This window comes from Muricaecibacterium torontonense, from assembly GCF_004793925.1.
In the GTDB taxonomy this organism is placed as follows: domain Bacteria; phylum Actinomycetota; class Coriobacteriia; order Coriobacteriales; family Atopobiaceae; genus Leptogranulimonas; species Leptogranulimonas caecicola.
Window position 1 is genome coordinate 709,742 of sequence record NZ_SRYE01000001.1, and the last position, 17,035, is coordinate 726,776.

Here is a 17,035-nt window from a genome sequence, read left to right on the forward strand (position 1 = left end):
TTTGACTGTTGGCAGGCACGCTATTCTGTGCGGGGGTCCTTCATGGCGTGAATGGACGCCACTGTCACCAGGCGATCGGCTGCGAAAGGGTCATCGCGGCAGTCGGCGCCGTGGTTGCGATAGGTGACCAGGTCATGCTCCAGGTAGTAGTTGCGCATGAGGTGTATGGAGCGGTGGGGGAAGGGCTTTTCTGGAGTCTGCTCAAGGCCCATGAAAGAAGCCAGTCGCACCAGCTCCTCCATGTCGCCCTGAATGGGCTGCCAGCCGTTGGCGGCCATAAACGCGCACCACCGGGCATGCTCTAGGGCTGCCATCTGAGAAAGCACGGGCTTCTCGGCAATGAGGGAGGCCTCGGCTGAGGCAAGCTGTGTGCGTCGGGTTTGGCAGGCTGCAGGCGAGGTGCCTGTCTCTTTGTAGTGGATGCCGCAGAGAAGTCGTCGGGCGGCGCTATGGGGCGTGCGCACCTGCTCGTGGATATGGGGCACGTCGAGCTTGAGAAGGTACTGCTGTTCCAAGGCTTCGCTCACATAGGGCGTGTCGCTCTTGAGCCCCACGCACCACAGGCGGTAAGGGGTGAAGCGAGTGGCGGCCCTATTGGAAAGCTTGGTGACTTCGAAGGCGTTGTAGGCCTCCATGACCTCGGTGTGGGTGACGGGGGTGCGGTCTTCTTTGACGAGGTGATTCATGGTTTGGTAGATGCCTTGGAGGCGGATGGCCGCCGTCTCCCAGGGCGCCGCGATGATCGACGCGAACGAGAAAGCCTGGGCGGTGGACCCGAAGGGCACTACCGAGAAGTGCTCGTGGGCCCTCAGGGCGCAGTCCACAGATTCCAGCATCTCCTGGTTGCGCACCAGCACTGCCACCAGCGGGTTGAGATGCGGCGGGGTGCCTGCATCCAACTGGCCGTCCAGGACGCGCATTACCAGCTCGCGCTGGCAGCGTAGCGCCACGTCGACGGAGCGCTCGTCGTCCCCTAGGCACACCATGAAGTAGAGGCGTGCGTTTTGGGGCAGCGAGACCTCGCAGTCAGTCAAGCCGTCAGGCCCTTGGAACCAGGCCTTTTGAGTCTGGCCGCGAAGGAAAGGCCGCAGCTCTTCGCCCTCGGCATCCATCTCTATCACCGAGATGGTGGGGACATCGGGCGCAGAGGGCTCTGGGGCAGCGGGCGCAGAGGGCTCTGGGGCTGCCTCAGAAGGCGCGGCACCTCCATTCGTCGCGCCAGCAGTTTGGACGGTCGGGTGAGAGGCGCTGGAAACGGCAGAAGAGGGGTCGTGAGAGTCAGAGGGACTCTGAGGCATGGAAACGATGCAGCTAGGCTGGCCCTGCCTGGTGGTCTCGGCCATCATGGAGGGCCAGAGGGCGGCCAGTCGGCTGGCGGCAGCCTTCCCCTCTTTGTCTATGCCTATGATGCGCAGCTCCACGCCGGGAAGGCGGCCAAGCCAGAAGGCGGCGCGCACGGCTTCTGACCCAAACGCCCCAAGGCCCAGCACAACTACATAGAGATGCTGGACGGGGACTATTTGAGAGGACAGGTCCACATCGTCGAGGACGGAAGTCAGAGGGTGCGCCACCAACGTGTCCCAGATAACCTCCCGTTCCTCAGAGATAAGGCGCACCTCGATGAGGTTGCGCACGCGCTCCATCAAGGGGGCGAGCGCGGCTGCGGCACGGCGATGTTGCTTGGCCGAGACGGCTTCGCTGCGATCGTGTCGGGCGAGGCGGTCGATGAGCTCCAACGGGGCGCGGCGTTGGGGAAGGGCGTCGAACACCAGGCCATCGTCGGGATTCGAATGGGCGCACCATACGTGGATATTGCGGGCATAGGTCTTGGTGCGCGAGCAAAGGCTGGGCTTCTCGCCGATGCGAGTGAGGTCCCATCGGCGGCGGTCCATCTCCCACTGAGCCATCTGAGACCCAAAGGAGTCGCAGAGCTCCAAGGCGGCGCGCACATTCTCGTTGGTGTCTCCTGAGATGATGAGGTAATAGGTGGGACAGCGGGTCTGGGCCAGGTAGGAAAGGCGGTTGGGGATCACGTCGATGGCCAGCGGCGTGAAGAGCACCGTGGCGCACCCATAGGCCTCCTGGCGCACTTGCTGGGCCAAAAGGCCGTTGTCTTCGGCGTTGCTCTGGGAGTTGCAAAAGATGAGCAGCGGCACTGAGGGCTTCTTGGCCTCCCTTCGCAGGGGGTGCGCGATGGACTTGATGGGGCTGGACACGTTTTGCACCTGGCTCAACAGGTCGATGGCCAGCGTGCAGGTGCTCTCGTTAAGGCCGTAGAACACGTAGATATGGCGGCGAAAGACGCTCTTCTTGAGGCTTTCCACAAACAGGGCGGCCCCGGTGATGCCGTTGGCGATAAGATCCACCGCCGTCAAGGCCAGCATGATGGGGGCAGCCACGGTATAAAAGCACAGCACTTGGTAATAGAGGGTCGCCAACAGGCCATGGCCCAGCATGGAATAGATCACCGGCGTCCAAAGCTCCAGCTCGCCCGAAAGGCCTGTGATGTTGACGGTGTAGTAAAACGTTGCGGGGATCGCCTGAGCCAAGGTGGGCCACAGCGCTCCTGAGGCGCCCGGCAGATGGATGGCGATAGGCAGCAGCAGGAAGAACGCCCCCACAATGACCAGGAAAAACTTGCCGCCCATGGTGCCCAGCCATTTGAACCGGCTCTTGAGCGCGGGCGACACCACCGCGGCGATGATGACGACGATGGCCAGCACCCCCACCGCAAAGCAGAAGGCGGCTAAAGGGTCGGCCTCGGAAAGGTCCACAAAGCGATGCTCGGCGACATTGGTGGTATGCAGCACGTCGTTGGCTGCGCTGTGAAGTGTATGGGTGTCCGCCTGGGCCATCGGCGCTCCTTAACCTTGTGGCTGTGTCAAGGTTTGTCCCCCAATCAAGGGATTCTTGGCGCGACAACCTCATGGCGCCTCAAAGCCCGTGAGGCGCACAGGCGCGATAGGTTGCCATCCACCCCTTAGGCGACAGGCCGGGACGCAGGGGTTTCTCGGCAGGGGAGAAAATATAAGAATTAAAATAGAATCACCTGGCGGCAACGTCATAGAATCTGCCGAGAAAAACCTTCTGCCAAAAGCTCGAGACCTGTGGTGAGTCAGGTACTATCAATAGTCCCAAGCGCAATGTGACTCCTTTTTTATCGAGAGGCAGCTGTCTTATGGCGTTCGTTCACCTTCACAACCACACCGATTTCTCCATGCTGGACGGTGCGACCCGTGTGGGGGATATGGTGCAAAGGGCCGTGGATCTGGGGATGCCGGCCGTGGCCATCACCGACCACGGCAACATGTGCGGCGTGCCCGAGCTGGCGTTGGCCACCGATGCCATCAATCATCAAGAACCAGACTATGACCAGTGGTTCCACGACAAGGACAACCTGGCGAAAGGCCGTGCAGTGGAAGAGCCCGACGCGGCAGATGTCGTGCGCCATGCCCAGTGGGAGCGCGACATGGCCTGCCACGAGCGGGGCGAAGACCTTGACACGGTGAAGCCGGAGCCGCGCATCAAGCCCATCTTTGGCTGCGAGGTCTATTTCACGCCGGACTCCACCCTGTCCCGCGACCATAAGCCCGAGCTCTACCACCTCATACTGCTGGCCAAAAACGAGACCGGCTACGTGAACCTCATGAAGATCGTCTCTGATGCGGCCACCAGGGGCTTCTACTACAAGCCCCGCGTCACGCTGGAGATGCTCCAGGAGCATCACGAAGGCGTCATCTGCACCTCGGCCTGCGTGGCGGGCATCATTCCTCGAAACATCATGGCCAACAACCCCGGCGAGGCGCTGCGCTGGGCCACGACCTTTCGCGACACCTTTGGGGCAGACGACTTCTACCTGGAGCTCCAGGAGCACCACCTTGAGGTGCGCGACGGCTGGACCGACCGCCGGCTCTCGGAGACGCTGGTGGAGATGGCCCGCACCATAGGCGTCAAGGTGGTGGCTACCAATGACTTCCACTACCTGTTGCGCGGCGACGCCGGCGTCCAGGACGTGGTGCAGTGCATTGGCATGGGCAAGACCTTGGACGACGAGAGCCGCATGCGCATGACTCAAACGGCTCCTGGCGAGGGCGAGTTCTACATGAAGACCGAGGAGGAGATGCGCGCCCTTTTCGATTGGTGCCCCGAGGCCTGCGACAACACTGTCGAGATCGCCAACAAGTGCCACTTCGAGCTGGACTGGTCGTCCATGTACCTGCCCAAGTTCCCTGGCCTGAAAGAAGGGGAGACCTCGGAGCAGCGCTTCCGCGAGGAGTGCGAGCGCGGCTTGGCGCTGCGCTACGGCGACGACTGGCGCGAGCGCAGCATTGGCGGCGAGTCCATCCTGGAGCGTTTCGAGTACGAGTACAAGGTCATCTGCGAGAAGGGCTTCGCCGACTACTTCCTCATCGTTCAGGAGTACGTGCAGTGGGCTAAAGACAACGGCATTGGCGTTGGCCCCGGCCGTGGCTCGGCCGCCGGCGCCATCGTAGCCTATGCCATGAACATCACCTCCTTCGACCCGCTGGAAAACGGCCTCATGTTCGAGCGCTTCCTGTCGCCCGAGCGCTCTGAGATGCCCGATATCGACATGGACTTCGACGACGAGCGTCGCCTGGAGGTCGTGCAGCACGTGCGCGAGCTCTACGGCCCCGAGCGTGTATGCCATGTCATCACCTTCTCCACCATCAAGGCCAAGCAAGCCATCAACGACGCCAACCGCGTGCTGGACAATCCGGTGTATGTGGGGCAGAAGCTCTCCAAGATGGTCTCTGGCGACCCCAAGGCCAAGCTCAAGATGGTGCTCAACAAGACTCCCGGCAAAGAGGACCTCTACAGCCCTGACTTCGCCGATGCCTACGCCCATGACCCCGAGGCCCACAAAGTCATCGACACTGCCCTCTCCATCGAGGGCCTCACCCGCGGCGAGGGCGTCCATGCCTGCGCGGTGCTCATCGCTCCCACGCCGGTGAACGACCACGTGCCCACCAAGCTGGACACCAAGAGCGAGTACGAGATCACCCAGTACGAAGGCCATTCGGTGGCAGACATGGGCCTGCTCAAAATGGATTTTCTGGGCCTTCGCACCCTCACGGTGATCTCCAAGGCCCTCAAAAACATCCTGGCAAACAATGCGGACGCCGCTAGTGCCGCCGCGGCCCCCGAGGCGGTGCGCTCCACGCTGAAGCCCGGCTCGACCGGCGTGGACATCGACGTGGAGAAGATCCCCTTCGATGACCCGGCTATCTACAGGCTTTTGGGCGCAGGCCATACCGCCGGCGTCTTCCAGGTGGAGTCCGGCGGCATGACCGCCACCATCAAGTCCATGCAGCCCAAGGAGTATCGCCAGGTGGTGGCCCTCATCGCCCTCTATCGCCCCGGCCCCCTGGGCGCCGGCATGGTGGACTCCTACATCAACCGCATGAACGGCCGCGAGCCAGTTGCCTTCTACGACGAGCGCCTCTCAGACATCCTGGACGAGACCTACGGCACCATGGTCTACCAGGAGCAGGTCATGAAGATCTCGGTGCAGATGAGCGGCTTCTCGGCCGGCGAGAGCGACTCCCGCATCCGCAAGCCCGTGGCCAAGAAGAAGATCAAGCTCCTCACCAGCACGGTCTTTCACTGGGACGACGGCTCCGACGAGACCACCTACGACCACTGGATCAACGGCGCGATCAAGAACGGCTACAAGCGCGAGGTGGCCCAGAAGATCTGGGACGACGTCCTCGAGTTCGCCTCTTACGCCTTCAACAAGAGCCATTCGGCAGGCTACGCCATCCTCGTCATGCAGACGGCCTGGCTCAAGGCCTACTACCCCCGCGAGTACATGGCGGCGGTGCTCACCAGCTATACGGGTAAAACCGAGAAGATCGTCCACTACATCAGCGCCTGCCGCTCTGAGGGCATCGACGTCTTGCCTCCAGACGTCAATGAGTCCGGCACCGAGTTCACCGCCACCGACGAGGGCGTGCGCTTTGGTTTGGCCGGCATCCGCGGCGTGGGCGAAGGCGCAGCTGAGGTGATCCTTCAAGAGCGCGCCGCTGGCGGCCCCTTCAAGACGCTCCACGACTTCGTGGACCGCGTGGACACCTCCCAGGTGGGGCGCCGCGTCATCGAGGCCCTCATCAAGGCCGGCGCCTTCGACTCCTGCGGCTACCCCCGCAAGCAGATGATGGGCTTTGTGGACAAGACCGACCCTTCCAACATCATCGATGCCGCCGCCAAGCGTCAGAAAGACCGCGCCGCAGGCCAGGTGTCGTTCTTCGACATGTTCAACGACGCCTCGGACGCAGCTTTCTCCCAAGATTTGCCGGAGCCCAACGGTGAAGAGTGGGATCGCAATCTCAAGCTCGCCTTCGAAAAGGACGTGCTGGGCATCTACGTCTCAGACCATCCTTTGGCGCCCTACGAGTACGCCCTCACTAAGGCCCGCAGCTACTCCATTGGCGAGGTGCTCAACGGCTACGAGCAGATGGGAGATGACGGCATCGCCACAATCAAGCAGGTGAGCGACGATCGTGAGATCTGGATCGCCGGCATGGCTTCAGATGTCCAGAAACGCACCACCAAAAAGGGCGACCCCATGGCCATCATCACCTTGGAGGACTTGGAGAACAAGATCGACGTGATCGCCTTCCCCAAGACCTACAAGGAGGCGGCCGACCTGCTCATCACCGACGAGGTGGAGGGCGACATCTTCATCCGTGTGCTGGGGCGTGTGGACCGCTCCGACCGCGGCGACCAGTTCATCGCCAAGACCATCGAGACCTTGCAGCTAGACGACCGTGCCAACAAGCCCAAGGTGTTCGAGGTGCTCATGGCAAGCGAGCAGCTAGACGAAGGGTTCGTCAGCCGCTTCGCCCAGATCCTCGACCGCCACCGCGGCCTGGACTCCGTGGAGCTCTTCGTGGATTCCGGAGAGGACGTCCCGCTGCGACTGGGAGTCCCCCTCAAGGTGGATGCGGGGTCTGTCCAGCTCTATGCCGAGGTGGCCTATCTTGTGGAGCCCGCCGGCCGCGTCATGATCGCCTGACGCTCGCCCGTCTCTCTGCACTTGGACGCGCAGACTCTGAGCCCGTCCTTGCCCGAGGCGCCTGCGCCTACGGAGGCCCTTGGTGCTTTAAGCCTTTCTCGGGTTCTTGAAAGAGCTGAGTGATTGGCCTTTGCTGTCCTTGCGACCCTCTCCTCTTGGGAAGTAATCCTTGGAGGGGAGGGGCGTCATGGCTGCCTTCTCGAGGTCATGTGAAGGGAGCCTCTGTGTCGTCTCGCCGTACTGCTACCGAGAAACCCATGCAACCAGCCCGGGTGGGCCTTTTGGGGCTTGTGGCTATTAGCGTCTCTGCCATGGTGGGCGGGGGCATCTACTCGTTGCCGTCGACGCTTGCGGGCCTGGCATGCCCTGCGGCCACGCTCATCGCCTGGCTAGTAACGGGGTTGGGCATGGGGTTTGTGGTCACCACCTTTCGCATTCTGGCGCAGGTGAGGCCAGACCTTACCAACGGAATCTTCTCCTATGCCGACACCGGCTTTGGCAAACTTGTGGCATTCCTGGTCGCGCTGGGCTATTGGTGCACCTCCTGTTGCGCCATGGCCACGTATGGCGTGCTCATCATGGCGACGTTCTCTCCGCTTGTGCCGGCGCTGGGGGTTGGCAATACCCCTATAGCCTGCGTGGGCGCGTCTGCGGTGGTGTGGGCTATCTATGCATTGGCGCGCAGGGGCGTTGAGACGGCGGCGTCCATCAATCTGGTGGGCACCATCGCCAAGTTCGTGCCTATCGTGGTCTTAGTGCTGGTATGTATCGGCTCCTTTGACTGGGGCCTTTTTCAGGATTCCTTTTACAATGCAGCTGCCACAGGCGCTTCAGGAGGCACCTTTGACGGGGTGGTGGCCCAAGCGCTCTCGGCGCTCATGACCACGCTGTGGGTGTTTATCGGCATCGAAGGCGCCGTGGTAGTCTCGGGTGACGCGGTGAGCCAGAAGGCCGTGGGCCGGGCAGTGGGCATCGCGTTCGTTGTGGCCTTGGTCTTCTACATTTTGGTGTCACTGGTGCCCTATGGCACTTTTACGCAGGATGAGATCGCATCCATGAGCTCTCCTTCTACAGCTGCCATCCTCCAAGGGCTTGTGGGGCCTTGGGGAAGGATGCTGGTGTCTGCGGGCATCGTGGTGGCCATTCTGTCTTCCTGGCTGGTGTGGATGTGCCTGCAGGGACAAATGCCCACTTCGGCTGCTGAGTACGGGATCTTTCCTGCCTTCTTCAAAGAGCGCAACGCCTACGGTGCGCCAGGACACTCCCTTTTGTGGAGCGCGGCGGTCACCCAGCTGTTCCTTGTGTTCGCCTGCGTGTTGGGGCCTGACGCCTGGGACACTTTGGTTTCGATCACTTCGGTGATGGCCACGCCGGCCTACTTCTTTTGCTGCGCGTTCTTGGTAAAGCAAGCGGTGAGCTATGAGGGGTGGCCGCACGCTCTGGTATCGAGGTCGCGCGCCTTTGTCATAGGGCTTGCCGGGTCGCTCTTTGGCGTCATCCTCATCTTCGCGGCGGGCCTCGAAAACCTCATGTTGGCTTCCATCATCTTCGCTTTGGGGCTGCCATTGTTCTTCTTTGGCCTCAAGGCCAACGGTCAAGCTGACACTCTCAAACGATATGAGAAAGTCATCGTCTGCTGCGTGCTCTGCGCAGCGCTGGCCGCGCTTTGCCTGTTCTCCATGGCGGCCTTCTAGCGCAACGCGGTCCCGTGGGATCCCAGTGCCAAAAACACTCTTAAACCGGTGTGTGCATGGGCCTTTGCGCAGGTTGTCGTAGAAAGGGGAGCAGTACCTGTTTTAGCTGATGTAGCAGCGCTATGGAGCGGGTCTTTCAGAGTAATTAAAAGGATTACTTGCGAAAACCGTGGATATATATCCCATCGAAAACCGTTGAACCCAATGCAAAAGAGGTCTCTATGGGTGAGATGAGCGTTGAGCAAAAGAAAATGCTCGAGAAGGCTAGCCGAAAAGATGTCAATGGCTGGCATCATGTGAAGGTCGTTGGCACCCCCTATGAATGTGGCTTTCAAGAAGGGTATCTGCTCGCCGACGAGTATGCCGACGCCCAGAGGGTCTACAAGTACATGACGCTTCAGGTCTACGGCATGACCTATGACTGGTTCTGTCAACAGGCGGTACGCCTTCATAAGGACAAGATCCCTGAGCGCTATCTCGACGAGCTTCAAGGCATGGCCGACGGCCTGAGTGCCGCCGGGGTCCCGCAAACGGTGGATGATCTTATCGGCTGGAACGCCTATTACGAGGTCACCGGCTATTGGTGGCCCCTCAATGCCGCCAAAGTCATTGGCGCCATGCCCAACAACGTCATGGTGCCCCGCGCCTCGCACTGCTCGGCCATCGCCGCCACCGGCTCTGCCACCAAGGACGGCCATCCAGTGCTGGCCCATGAGTCCTTCGATGATTTTTGGAGCGGCCAGTATTTCAACGTCTGCTTGGACATTACTCCCAACGAGGGGAACCGCATCGTGATGCAAACGGTCCCTTGCTATCTGGATTCCATGACCGACTATTACGTGACCTCGGCAGGTCTCGCTATCACCGAGACCACGCTGGCGGGGTTCAACGGCTATGACGAGTCGGGCGTCCCAGAGTATGTGCGCGTTCGCGAGGCCGCTCAATTCGCCACTACCATCGACGAGTTCGTGGAGATCATCGACAAGGGCAACAACGGCGGTTACGCCAATGCGTGGCTGATCGCAGACACCAACACAGGCGAGATCGCCCGATACGAGCAGGGGCTCAAGTTCCAGGCGCTGGAGCGCAAGGCCGACGGCTGCTTCTTTGGCTGCAATGCGGTCTTCGACCCGCGCATCCGCAACCTGGAGTGCAAGGACAACGGATTCAACGACCCTCGCCAGCAGACCGGGGCCCGTCGCCAGCGGTGGATGGAGCTTATCGATCAGTATTCCGGCGCCATCGACTGCGAGCTGGCCAAGAAGATGCTGGCAGACACCTACGACGTCTACGTGGGCTACAACAACCCCTCCAGCCGCACCATCTGCAGCCATTACGACGTGGATCCCCAGTATTGGGCGGACGACCCCAACGCTGTATGGAACGTCCCCTTCTATCCCGCAGGCTCCTGCGACGGCAAGGCTGCCGGCTATGACGATATCCGCGCCATGCGCATGTGGGGCCGTTACGGCCGCGCAGACGGCGTGGAGTTCGATGCCGACGCCTTCTTTGAGCAGCATCCTCTCTGGAATTGGCAGAAGGGCTATACCAAGAGCCGCCCCAGCGAGCCTTGGACGCTCTTCGAATAGGCAATTCCGCCCGGGTGTCGACCCGCCCTGGCGTAATCATAATTATTCACACCAAAACCGGTAAAGGTGATATGTATTATGAAACTTACTAAAGAAGCCATCGCCAAGATGTCGCAGTCTTACAGCAAGGCAAAAACCCAGCATGTGGCAGAGAATGCGGTCACCAAAAACGGCATCCTTGCCGCCTCTGAGAACTCTCAGGTGGCAAAAGACCTCTCTACGCCTGCCTTTGCCTTCTCTATCGACGTAGACAGCCAGGCGGTGGCCAATCAGAAGCAATCCGGCCGCTGCTGGATGTTCGCCTGCTTGAACTTCTGCCGCTTCCATGTGGAGAAGACCCTGGATTTGCCCCAGGGCACCTTTGAGCTCTCCCAGGCCTATCTGGCCTTCTACAACAAGCTCGAGCGCGCCAATTGGTTCTTGGAGCATGTGGCAGCCACTGCGAGCAAGCCTTTCGATGACCGCGAGGTCACCTGGCTCTTTGGTGCCCCTATGCAGGACGGCGGCGACTGGGACATGGTCTGCGGCCTTATCAAGAAGTACGGCGTAGTGCCTCATGCCGCCATGGTTGAGACCGCCTGCACCAACAACACCGCCCAGATCAACACCCAGCTCTCCCACTTGCTGCGCCAGGACGGTCTCAAGATCCGCTCGCTGGTGCGCGAAGGCGTGGATGGTAAGAAGATCGAGGAAGTCCAGGCTCAGATGCTCGACGAGGTCTATCGCATGCTGTGCGTTGCCTTTGGCGAGCCTCCGGTAAAGGTGGATTTCGAGTACACCGATACCAAGAAGCAGTTCCATGGTGTTTATGGGCTCACCCCCCTGGAGTTCTACAAGAAGTATGTGGGTATCGACCTCGATGACTACATTGGCGTCATCAATGTCCCTGGCGAGGACAACCCCTACAAGCGCCTCTATGCCATCGAGGATTCCGATCAGATCCCCGAGCGCGAGAACCTCTATCTCAATGTGGATATGGACACCCTCAAGGGCTTGGTCATCGACCAGCTCAAGAGCGGCGAGCCTGTCTGGTTTGGCTGCGACGTGCTGCAGCACTGCGATGAAGAGGCCGGCGTCATGGACATGGACCTCTATGATTTCGACGAGCTCTTTGGCGTTGACTTCTCCATGGACAAGGCCCAGCGCTACCTCACTCGCGAAAGCCTGCCTACCCATGCCATGATGATCGCCGGCGTCAACTTGGTCGACGGCAAACCCGACAAGTGGAAGATCGAAAACTCCTGGGGCACCGAGGTCCATGGCAAGAAGGTCGGCCACAACGGCTATTACGTCTGCGGCGATGAGTGGTTCGACAACTTCGTCTACGAGGTGGCCATCAAGAAGTCTCTGCTCTCCGACGAGCTGCAAAAGGTGCTGGATACCGAGCCTATCGTCTGGCCCTTCTGGTGCACCTTCAACCCCGTGTCTGCCTACTAAGCCTGCGTGGGGCGGAGGGGCAAGGAAGCTTCTCCGCCTTTCGTGTCTTTAAACGAAAGGTCCTCTGATGTTCGGACACCATCATCTCGATAAGGTGGCAGGGCACTCCAAAGCGGTCACGGCTGCGCCCAAGCCCGATAAATCCGGTCAGTATATCTCTCTCATGGCTCTGGTCATGATGAACGTCACCATCATTGGCTCGGTGGCCAATGACGTGCAACAGGCTTATTACGGCCTTTCCTCGGTGACGCTCTTTGTTATCGGCGCCATCGTCTTCTTCTTGCCCACAGGCCTTGTGGCGGCCGAGCTCGCCAGCGGCTGGGGTCAGCGCGGCGGCATCTTTAGGTGGGTCGGCGAGGCCATGGGTCCCGGGCTTGCCTTTACCTGCCTTCTGGTCTTGTGGTTCCAAACGGCCATTAACTTTGGATCCGGCGTAGCCACCGCCTCCACCACCATCGGCTTCTACACGCCTGACTGGGACTGGGCCGTCAATTTCATGAACCACCCCAAGTTCCAGCTCTTCATCATCCTGGCATGGCTTGCCTACTATTGGGTCCTCACCTGGATCTCCACCAAGGGTGTCAAGGCCTTCGCCCGCATTACCAAGTATGGCGTGCTTATCGGCACGTTTATCCCTCTGGCCTTCATGATCGTCATGTGCATCGTATGGCTGGCTCAGGGCAACACCCCCAATGTGGAGGTGAGCCCCGAGGCATTCAATCCCTTCCGTGACGGCATCAAGCTCTCTACGCTTTCATTGGCCGCCGGCGTGTTCTTCTCCTATGCAGGCATCGATATGAATGCTGCGCATATCAAACAGCTCAAGAACCCCCAAAAGGAGTTCCCGCTCTCCATCTTCATCTGCATGATCCTTACGCTCGTCATCTTCATCGCGGGCACTTTGGTCATTGCCATTGTGACGCCCGAGTCCCAAATGAACCTGGTCTACGGCCTCAACCAGACCTATAAGATCCTCGGCCAGTGCTTCGGGGCGCCTTGGATTTACGTCCTGTTCGTGTGGGCAGGCCTGGGAGCTTCCATGGCATCGCTGGTCACCAACATGGCCGGCCCTTCCTACATGCTTGGCCAGGCGGGTCGTTCGGGCTTTCTGCCCAAGGCCCTGCAGTCCAACAACAAGCACGGTATGCCTAGCCGCTTGATGTACCTGCAGATGGCATTCATGACCGTCATTGCGTTCCTGTGCTTCCTCATCCCCAACATCGAGGGCTTCGTGATCTTGATCACCCAGGCCGTCACCATCCTCTACATGCTCTATTACGTGCTCATGTTCGTGTCCTTCTTGAGGCTCCGCCGCGACCAACCCAACCGTCCCCGCGGCTTCAAGGTGCCCGGCGGCAAGGTGGGCGCCTATCTGGTGGCAGGCCTTGGTTTGGCTGCCTGCGCCTTTGGCATCGTGTTGGCCATCATTCCTCCTGCCCAGGTCTCCCAAGAGGTGGGAAGCCCCGCCATTTACGTGGGCGTCATCCTGGCGCTTATCGTCGTGGTGCTTGGTGTGTGCTTCGCCATCTATCGCGCTTCCCGCAAGCACGACTGGGTGGACGCATCCAATCAGTTCGCTCCCTTCACCTGGGAGGTCGAGGGCCTCAAGAAGCCTCAGAAAGTACTGTCCAACGTTCCCTCCGACATGCTGGCCGACGGCCAGAACCCCATGGGCATGCCCATCAAGAAGCTCTGGAATCCCAACGAGCAGCTGCCTGAGGCAGCCATCAAAGCGGCGCAAAAGGGTACTGTCCCCGACGACGACCCTGCAGCCCTCAATCACCCCGTGAAGCCTGCGGCCGATGCCGCCGGCGTCGCTGGCGGAGGCATCCCGCTAAGCCAACCGCCTCAGATATCCAAGGCGGCAAAGATCGGCACCTCTGCCGATGTGGGGCTCAAAGAGGAGGCCGCAACCCCGTCCAGCGAGGTGGCCGTCAAGCAGGCTCCTGATGTTCCTGCTGCCTCGGCTGCTATGGTGGCCCAGGAGTCGGTGCCTCAGGATCCAGCCGCCGACGCGCGCGCTGCCCAAGCCGCTGAGAAAGAGGATGAGGCTGCCTTGGCCTCTGCTCAGTCTGCCGCTGCTCAGGCAGAGGTGCGTATCCAAGCCGAGAAGAACCGCATCCAGGCCGACTCCCAGTTGGCTTCGGCTGAGCGTGCCGCCAAAGAGGCGTTGGCTGCCGAGCAAGAGGCGTCCAAGGCTGCCGATAAGAACGCCGATGGCGCTCAGGAAGGCCCCTCGGCTTCCGACAGCACCCCATCCTCCACTACGAAGTAGCGTCTACCGGATTGTCAGTACTCGATTCTGTCCAACGAAAGCAGGGCTCTATGACACAGAGCGATTTAGGGTCTCAGCCTTCCGCCACCGCGAAGGCGTCGCCCGCGGCGGCTGCCCCGCAACAGGTAGCCGCAACCCCCTCTGAGCGGGGGCTCAAATATCACCACGATGCAGAGACGGCAGGCGGCAAGCCTCCCACCACGCCTTCTAAAAAAGAGCTGTCCGGCAAGCTCACCGTGAAGGACATGGTCTCCTACGGCATGATCATGATGGTGCCCATCGCACCTTTCGCCCTCTATGCCTCCATCTTCCAGATGTCTGGCGGCATGCCGGCCCTGTCCTACCTCATCGGCGCAGTGGGCATGCTCTTCACGGTGTTCTCCTTTGGCGTGATGATCCCGCTCTTCCCCTCTTCGGGCTCCATCTACACCTATGCCTCCCAGACCATGGCTCCGGCGGTGGGCTTTGTGGCAGGTTGGCTCATGTTGCTGCAGTATTTGGTCACCCCCGACCTCATGTTCATCCAGGCGGGCCAGGCGCTCAACCAATACGTGCCCCAGGTGCCGGTGTGGGGATGGTGCTTGCTGTTCTTGGCATTTGTCACGTTCCTGTCCATCCGCAGCCTCAACAACGCTATCAAGGTAGAAAAGATCGCGCTCATCTGCGAGATCGTGGTCTTCGCCATGTTCATCGTCTTTGGCGTGGTCTACATCTTCCAACATCCTGAGACCTCGGGATTTAGCCTCACTGCGCTCTTCAACCCCCAGAAGTTCAGCTTCAGCGGCATGATGGGCTCTGTCTCGCTGGGCGCCATGTCCTTTGTGGGCTTCGGCTGCGTGGCCACCCTCACCGAGGAGGCCAAGGATCCCAAGAAGGGCCCCGCCCATTCCATGCTCCTCATCGTGATCATCTTGGCATGCATGTTCGTGGGCATGTGCCTCGTGGCCACCTGGGTAGACCCCACCGGCTCCATCATGGCAGGTCATGAGAACACGGGCTTCTATCTTCTGGCTGGCGCGGTAGGAGGCCCCTGGTTTGGCGTGGTGTGCGCTGTGGCCAACGCCATCGCTCTGGGCGCCTTTACCGGTCTTACTGCCACCACCTCCATCTCACGCGTGCTCTATGTCATGAGTCGCTCGGGCGCCCTTCCCAAGGAGCTGGGCATCATGGATAAGAAGACCGGCGTCCCTCAGGTGGCCACTCTCTTTGTCTGCGGTCTCTCTTTGGTGATGCTCCTGTTCCTTATCCCGCTGGGCATGACTCAGGTGGCCAAGCTTTCCAATTTTGGCGCGCTGTCTACCTACTGCCTGCTTAATCTCTGTGTGATCTGGTACGCCTTTATCCGCAAGAAGACAAAGCTTCCTGTTCTGCGCTCGCTTGTCTTCCCGGTATTGGGTGCCCTGGTCACCGGCGCCATCTTCTTCTCTATCGACTTCGACATCGCTCTCATCGGATGGGGTTGGGTGCTTATTGGTGTAATCTATTACCTCATCCAAACGAGGATCTTCAAGCACGAGATCGACTTTAGTTAGTGGAGATAGCTGTGGCTTCAAATGACTCCTGGGCGAAGACGCCTGCTCAGCCCAAACGAGTGGGGCTCTTCGGCCTGGTGTGCCTTGTCATTTCAGCCATGTTGGGCGGCGGCGTTTACAACCTGCCTCAATCTGTGGCGCAGGGTGCAAGCGCCGTCGCCGTGCTGTTTGCCTGGATCGTCACCGGCCTAGGCATGCTTTGCTTGGCCAATGTCTTCAGGATCCTCTCGATCGAAAAGCCCGAGCTTAAAAATGGCATCTATTCCTATGCCGAGAAAGGCTTCGGCCGCTTCATGGGCTTCCTGGTGGCCTATGGCTATTGGGTCTGCAACTGTTTCGCCATGGTGGTCTATGCCATCTTGCTGCCCTCCACCTTGGACCTGTTCTTCCCGGGGGTCTTTGGCGACGGCACCAATTGGGCCTCCATTGCGCTTTCCTCAGGCATTACCTGGCTCATGTTCGTGTTGGCCTGTCGAGGCGCCCAGAGCACTGCCATCATCAACGCCATAGGCACCATTGGCAAAGTGGTGCCTATCGTCCTGTTTATCCTGCTCATGGGCTCTTGTTTTTCCGGCGACTTCTTTGCCCAGCATGCTCTGGGAAGCCAGGGGGCGGCCACCCTCGAGCGCGCGCAGTTCTTCGACCAAGTAGGAAGCACCATGATGATCACCCTCTTCCTTTTCATAGGAATCGAGGGCGCCGTGGTGGTTTCTGGCGAGGCGGTCAACGCCAAGGCGGTGTCGCGCGCCACCATGATCGGCTTTACAGTCACCCTGGTGCTCTATGTATTGGTGTCTATCGTTCCTTATGGCTCTTTCACGCAAGATGAGATCGGCGCTATGGCCAATCCCTCGATGGCAGCACTGCTTGCCTCGCATTTTGGTCTTTGGGGCGCTTTGCTGGTGAACGTGGGCATCGTGATCTCTGTGCTGTCTGCCTGGCTTGTGTGGACGGTAATGCTGGGCCAGATGCCGTTCTATGCCGCAAAAGATCGGGTCTTTCCCCAAGTGTTTTGCAAAGAGAACCGTGTTGGCGCCCCGGTGCCGTCGCTCTTGGCCACCACGTTGGTGGTGCAGGGTCTTATTGTGCTGGCTCACTTTGTGCAAGGCAACGCCTGGCAGGTCATGGTAAACATCACTGCCGTGATGGCCATGCCGTGCTATTTGGTGTGCAGCTTCTACCTATTCAAGCTGGCCTTGCGCGGCCCTTGGTCCTCTTGCGTCCGCCGTTCTACCGGGCTTGCCTTTGGCTTGGCAGCCACCTTGTTCTCTTGCTACCTCATCTATGAGGCCAATATCGAGCTGCTTGTGGTCGCGTGCACCATCTTTGTCATAGGGTTTCCCATCTATCTTTGGGCGCGCCGAAAAGAGCAAGTGTTTACCAAAAGCGAGGCATGTCTTGCAGTAATCATTGTGATCGCCGCAATTGTGGGCATCTGTTCTATGGTGGGACTAATCTAAGGCTGTTCATCT

The 17,035-nt window shown here is 60.0% G+C and carries 8 protein-coding genes; 7 read left to right on the plus strand and 1 reads right to left on the minus strand.

The annotated features are described in order from the left end of the window. Positions 1 to 20 precede the first annotated feature (20 nt). Positions 21 to 2,855 carry a hypothetical protein gene (locus tag E5334_RS02870; RefSeq protein ID WP_136012080.1) on the minus strand — a complete coding sequence of 945 codons (2,835 nt, stop codon included), beginning with the start codon at positions 2,853 to 2,855 and terminating at the stop codon, positions 21 to 23. Between the two features lie 323 nt (positions 2,856 to 3,178). On the opposite strand from E5334_RS02870, the gene dnaE reads away from it, so the two are divergent. The 7 genes from dnaE (at position 3,179) to E5334_RS02905 (ending at position 17,023) form a co-directional block, all read left to right on the plus strand. After that, positions 3,179 to 7,036: a DNA polymerase III subunit alpha gene (gene dnaE, locus E5334_RS02875; protein ID WP_136012081.1), complete on the plus strand. Its 3,858-nt coding sequence runs from the start codon at positions 3,179 to 3,181 to the stop codon at positions 7,034 to 7,036. Between the two features lie 224 nt (positions 7,037 to 7,260). Next, a complete protein-coding gene (locus tag E5334_RS02880; RefSeq protein ID WP_136012082.1) occupies positions 7,261 to 8,730 on the plus strand; it encodes an amino acid permease in 1,470 nt (489 codons plus the stop codon). A 221-nt stretch (positions 8,731 to 8,951) separates the two neighbouring features. Next, a complete protein-coding gene (locus E5334_RS02885; protein WP_136012083.1) occupies positions 8,952 to 10,319 on the plus strand; it encodes a C45 family autoproteolytic acyltransferase/hydrolase in 1,368 nt (455 codons plus the stop codon). A gap of 78 nt (positions 10,320 to 10,397) precedes the next feature. Continuing rightward, the gene (locus E5334_RS02890) at positions 10,398 to 11,756 is read left to right on the plus strand and encodes a C1 family peptidase (RefSeq protein WP_136012084.1); all 1,359 of its coding nucleotides are present in this window, start codon (positions 10,398 to 10,400) and stop codon (positions 11,754 to 11,756) included. Positions 11,757 to 11,823: 67 nt separating this feature from the next. Continuing rightward, positions 11,824 to 14,031, plus strand: a complete 2,208-nt coding sequence (locus E5334_RS02895; protein WP_136012085.1) for an APC family permease — start codon at positions 11,824 to 11,826, stop codon at positions 14,029 to 14,031. 50 nt (positions 14,032 to 14,081) lie between these two features. Beyond that, positions 14,082 to 15,563 (plus strand): APC family permease, encoded by a 1,482-nt coding sequence (locus tag E5334_RS02900; RefSeq protein ID WP_136012086.1) that lies wholly within the window; start codon positions 14,082 to 14,084, stop codon positions 15,561 to 15,563. A gap of 11 nt (positions 15,564 to 15,574) precedes the next feature. Next, positions 15,575 to 17,023 carry a basic amino acid/polyamine antiporter gene (locus tag E5334_RS02905; RefSeq protein ID WP_167604272.1) on the plus strand — a complete coding sequence of 483 codons (1,449 nt, stop codon included), beginning with the start codon at positions 15,575 to 15,577 and terminating at the stop codon, positions 17,021 to 17,023. Positions 17,024 to 17,035 lie beyond the last annotated feature (12 nt).

What these genes read in the sequence shown, in the direction of transcription:
- E5334_RS02870 (WP_136012080.1), bottom strand. Translation starts at nt 2,855, where the DNA reads ATGGCCCAGGCGGACACCCATACACTTCACAGCGCAGCCAACGACGTG.
- dnaE (WP_136012081.1), top strand. Translation starts at nt 3,179, where the DNA reads ATGGCGTTCGTTCACCTTCACAACCACACCGATTTCTCCATGCTGGAC.
- E5334_RS02885 (WP_136012083.1), top strand. Translation starts at nt 8,952, where the DNA reads ATGGGTGAGATGAGCGTTGAGCAAAAGAAAATGCTCGAGAAGGCTAGC.
- E5334_RS02890 (WP_136012084.1), top strand. Translation starts at nt 10,398, where the DNA reads ATGAAACTTACTAAAGAAGCCATCGCCAAGATGTCGCAGTCTTACAGC.
- E5334_RS02895 (WP_136012085.1), top strand. Translation starts at nt 11,824, where the DNA reads ATGTTCGGACACCATCATCTCGATAAGGTGGCAGGGCACTCCAAAGCG.
- E5334_RS02900 (WP_136012086.1), top strand. Translation starts at nt 14,082, where the DNA reads ATGACACAGAGCGATTTAGGGTCTCAGCCTTCCGCCACCGCGAAGGCG.